We start from the raw sequence: 3521 nt of genomic DNA on the forward strand, positions 1-3521 counted from the left end.
AGCAAGGCTTCATCTCCGCTGTTTTCCCAGGCTCTTATCCAAATACAAATGCTGTTGTAGCTGATACCTAATGTTTCAGCGATGGTATTCCGCGAGATCCCTTGTTGATACATGCGTATCACCAATTGCCGATTATATTGCTGTATCTCTGGAGGAAGTTGTCGAGTATCTTTTTTCATCTTTCCATAATACAACAATTATTCGTATTTGAACACCGAATTAATAGCAACCCATCTTGAGGGGATCGCCTTTGAGCAGGCCGGTAGCGAAGAAGGCGCAGATATGGCGGTCAGAATGTATATGGATTTTATCAATACGCAGCCAGAGAGAGGCAACTGGTTATCTGAGAAAGGACGCGAGGGGCTTTCTATCTTGCACGATGATTTACTCAAAGCTGTAGAGGCTGGCGAGTTTGACGCTATGCCGGTTATTCATTGACAGGAGGCTCAAGTGATAACGAAAAACTTTCGTCTTAATGCACTGGCGAATACCTACGCAGCCGCTATCTATCACGATGTAACAACCCGTAACGGCGGCGATCACTTCACAATGCAAGTCGGCAAAACAGAAATCAATGTCGCTATTGTTGATGGGATAAAAGGCATTCGTGAGCTGGTGGATAGTTACGCGCTGGAAGTACTCCAGCAGAATTACCCGGCATGGGAAGTGATAGCCATTAACTTGATGGAAAAATGCGTAGTCAATAGCTGTCTGACTAACTACGGGCGTGAGATATGGCAAAGCATGATCAATGACATGGGCAACACGCTGGCAGCTAAGGGGGCGTTTCAATGAAAATCGACTATCAGGATAAAGGAAGCACGGCACAAATCATCATTGCCAGTTTCATCACTGAACGCCAACTGCATAACCGTTGCGTTGATGCCGCCCTGTTAGCTACGCCTGTCCATGCGTCTTCTGTCGGCTTCTTTTTCAGAAAGACCATTCTCACGGGAAAGGTGAATCACATGATGCGGGCTTACAAAATCATTTGCATGGAGGCAGGCCGTGACAAATGAGCACCGCCTGATGGTGAACATTAACGACGAACTGGTCAGAACGGTAGTTCACATCGACGATGGCAGGGATTACACCAGGCAGCATATTCACCGCATGAGACGTAACTTTTACATTCACGAGGGCGCGTGCCCTCCTCTGCCACCCGCACCCAAAGTGGCAGACGTGAAGATAACTCCGAAGAAAGGCAAAAAGAGGAAAAAGAAATAATGAAAGGCAAATTGTTACCCGTGGTTGTCGGCGTTGAAATTCCTCTTGATGAATTCGGGCGCTACAACCTGAACACCCTGCATAAGGCCAGCAAAGAAGGTGAGGAAAAAGCACCCAACAGATGGCTGAGAACCAAGCATGCAAAAGAACTTATCGCAGAACTGGAAGCTAAGCTATTGAAAAATATCCAGACGCCATATTTGGCGTCTGCTCAAAAAGTAGTCTGCGTCAACAATGGCGGTACATCACCCGGCACTTACGCTCATGAACTGATAGCCGTTTCTTATGCAGGGTGGATTCGCCCGGATTTTCAGCTTGATGTGAATCAGGCATTTATCGATTTCAAATCGGGAAAATCAGGTATTGGGATTAATGCTCTTCCGTCCCTCGATCACATGGTTGGTAAATTTGACGAGTTACGCCACCAGCTTACGAGGGATGAAAAGAAAGAAACTGAACTACTTTCTGTGTGCAGCCAGATCATGAACGCCCGCAAAAAGACCAAAGGAAAGCGTCAAAAAATGATTAGTGCACTGAAAGAAGCCGGACAACTGTCTATCGACCTTGATAACGGAAAAGAGCAATGATCAATAACTCATTCCACCTGACCCAAATCATCGCCTCAGTCTGGGGCGATCCTGCTGATATCACCGATGCAGTCTGGAAAGCGGGATACCGTAAGCCAGAACGCGGGGAAGAAGAAATCGCTGCGCTGGTTATCGACGTGATGAATGGAGTGCCTGATCAGGTTCCCTACAGCGAAAGGCCAAAGAATTTGAATGATATTCTCACTACGGAACTGAACGGCATTATTTTTGATGCAACATGGGAAAGAAAAGCAACACCGGCGAAAGTAGCTAAGGTGATTTTGGGGAATGGGTATCAGAGGAATAAAAAATAATGGTGAATTTAGACTGCGTGCCTATTTCAGCATACTGCCAATATACCGGAGAAAGTATTGATGCCATTAACAAACGGTTACAACGTCAAATTTGGATAGAAGGGATTCATGTACTAAAAGTTAATGGAGTAAAAGAACGTTGGATTGATTTAGTTGAGGTATCTAAATGGGCCAGAAAAAACAAAGTGAGCTTATCCTCCCTCGGGGGGTAACCGTTCGTCAACACAAAACGGGAAGTACTCTGGTTATAACATTTACTTACAGGGGGGTTTTATGTAGAGAACCCCTCTCTCGACTGGAGGTAAACAACAAAAACATTAAATACGCAGATCGACTGTTAGGGGAAATCCAGAATAATATTGAAAAAGGAACTTTTTCTTATGCAAAGTATTTCCCAAATTCAAATAAACTTTCTATTTTTGGTAATGCAGATAAATCCCGTACAATTGCTGATTATTTAGATGAGTATTTAAAAATTTGTAGCACTCGGAATTTATCCCCATCGACAATCGGTGGATATAAAAAATGCAAAAATGCTTTATCTGATTTACATAGAATGCCTGTTGTAGATCTAACGCCTGCAATATTAAAAAACTGGATTCAAAAGCAAACAACCGTTTTGAAAACCATTAGAAATCAACTGTCTTTTTTACGCAGTGCTATTGATGAGGCGGTTACTGACGGGTTAGTCAGTGTTAATCCTGTAAGCTTGGTAACGGCCTCCCGGTATCAGACAGAACGCACAGAAGAAGATAAAGAATATATTATTGACCCTTTATCGCCAGATGAAGTTACCGCCTTACTTTCGGCGGCAGGAAATAAACAATGGGAAAATCTTTTTCGGTTTGCCATTAATACAGGTCTTCGCAGTTCTGAATTGTGTGCATTACGTTGGTCAGATATCGATTTCATAGGAAAAACAGCACATATTACCGCTGCCAGTGTCGTAGGTGTAATTAAAGGAACAAAAACCAAAGCAGGAAAGCGAAAGGTTGAGTTGAATGATCAGGCAATGCTCGCTTTGTCCAGCCAGAAGTCCTTTACTTTTTTGAAAGACAGGGAAATATTCGAAGATCCCAAGACTAACGAACCGTGGGCTGGAGCTGATGCCATTCGCAAAAAGGCCTGGGTTCCAACGTTAAAAAAAGCAGGCATCCGCTATCGCAACCCGTATCAGACAAGACATACATTTGCCACCAAGCATATTAGCCAAGGTGCAAATCTGTTCTGGCTCGCCTCGCAAATGGGACACAAGGGACCTGAAATGTTGTTTCGACATTATGGTACATATCTGGAGGCTTATAGTGGAAACACCGAACGCCAGATCAGTTTCCAGAATGGAAACTGAATTCAATAGGACAGCACTAGATAATGTCGTCATGAATAATTTATG

General features: G+C 43.8%; 8 protein-coding genes. 7 read left to right on the forward strand and 1 reads right to left on the reverse strand.

Annotated elements, in window-relative coordinates:
* A partial coding sequence (locus ABLA85_RS18205) for a helix-turn-helix domain-containing protein (RefSeq protein ID WP_367965720.1) occupies positions 1 to 179 on the reverse strand: 179 nt, incomplete at its 3' end.
* Between the two features lie 28 nt (positions 180 to 207).
* On the opposite strand from ABLA85_RS18205, the gene ABLA85_RS18210 reads away from it, so the two are divergent.
* The 7 genes from ABLA85_RS18210 to ABLA85_RS18240 all read left to right on the forward strand — a co-directional run bounded on the left by ABLA85_RS18210 (position 208) and on the right by ABLA85_RS18240 (position 3476).
* The gene (locus tag ABLA85_RS18210) at positions 208 to 438 is read left to right on the forward strand and encodes a hypothetical protein (protein ID WP_367965738.1); all 231 of its coding nucleotides are present in this window, start codon (positions 208 to 210) and stop codon (positions 436 to 438) included.
* A gap of 12 nt (positions 439 to 450) precedes the next feature.
* On the forward strand, positions 451 to 795 hold the full coding sequence (locus ABLA85_RS18215) for a hypothetical protein (RefSeq protein WP_367965739.1): 345 nt from the start codon (positions 451 to 453) through the stop codon (positions 793 to 795).
* The gene (locus ABLA85_RS18220) at positions 792 to 1019 is read left to right on the forward strand and encodes a hypothetical protein (RefSeq protein ID WP_367965740.1); all 228 of its coding nucleotides are present in this window, start codon (positions 792 to 794) and stop codon (positions 1017 to 1019) included. Before ABLA85_RS18215 ends, ABLA85_RS18220 begins: the two co-directional genes overlap by 4 nt.
* Positions 1020 to 1145: 126 nt before the next feature.
* On the forward strand, positions 1146 to 1814 hold the full coding sequence (locus ABLA85_RS18225) for a KilA-N domain-containing protein (RefSeq protein ID WP_367965741.1): 669 nt from the start codon (positions 1146 to 1148) through the stop codon (positions 1812 to 1814).
* Complete coding sequence (locus ABLA85_RS18230) at positions 1811 to 2128, forward strand: hypothetical protein (RefSeq protein ID WP_367965742.1); 318 nt, start codon at positions 1811 to 1813, stop codon at positions 2126 to 2128. The genes ABLA85_RS18225 and ABLA85_RS18230 overlap by 4 nt, the downstream gene beginning before the upstream one ends.
* The gene (locus ABLA85_RS18235; protein ID WP_367965743.1) at positions 2128 to 2340 is read left to right on the forward strand and encodes an excisionase; all 213 of its coding nucleotides are present in this window, start codon (positions 2128 to 2130) and stop codon (positions 2338 to 2340) included. Before ABLA85_RS18230 ends, ABLA85_RS18235 begins: the two co-directional genes overlap by 1 nt.
* The gene (locus tag ABLA85_RS18240; RefSeq protein WP_367965744.1) at positions 2295 to 3476 is read left to right on the forward strand and encodes a DUF3596 domain-containing protein; all 1182 of its coding nucleotides are present in this window, start codon (positions 2295 to 2297) and stop codon (positions 3474 to 3476) included. Before ABLA85_RS18235 ends, ABLA85_RS18240 begins: the two co-directional genes overlap by 46 nt.
* Positions 3477 to 3521: the final 45 nt, after the last annotated feature.

Origin of the sequence: Xenorhabdus sp. SGI246 (genome assembly GCF_040838225.1) — a bacterium.
Classification (GTDB): domain Bacteria; phylum Pseudomonadota; class Gammaproteobacteria; order Enterobacterales; family Enterobacteriaceae; genus Xenorhabdus; species Xenorhabdus indica.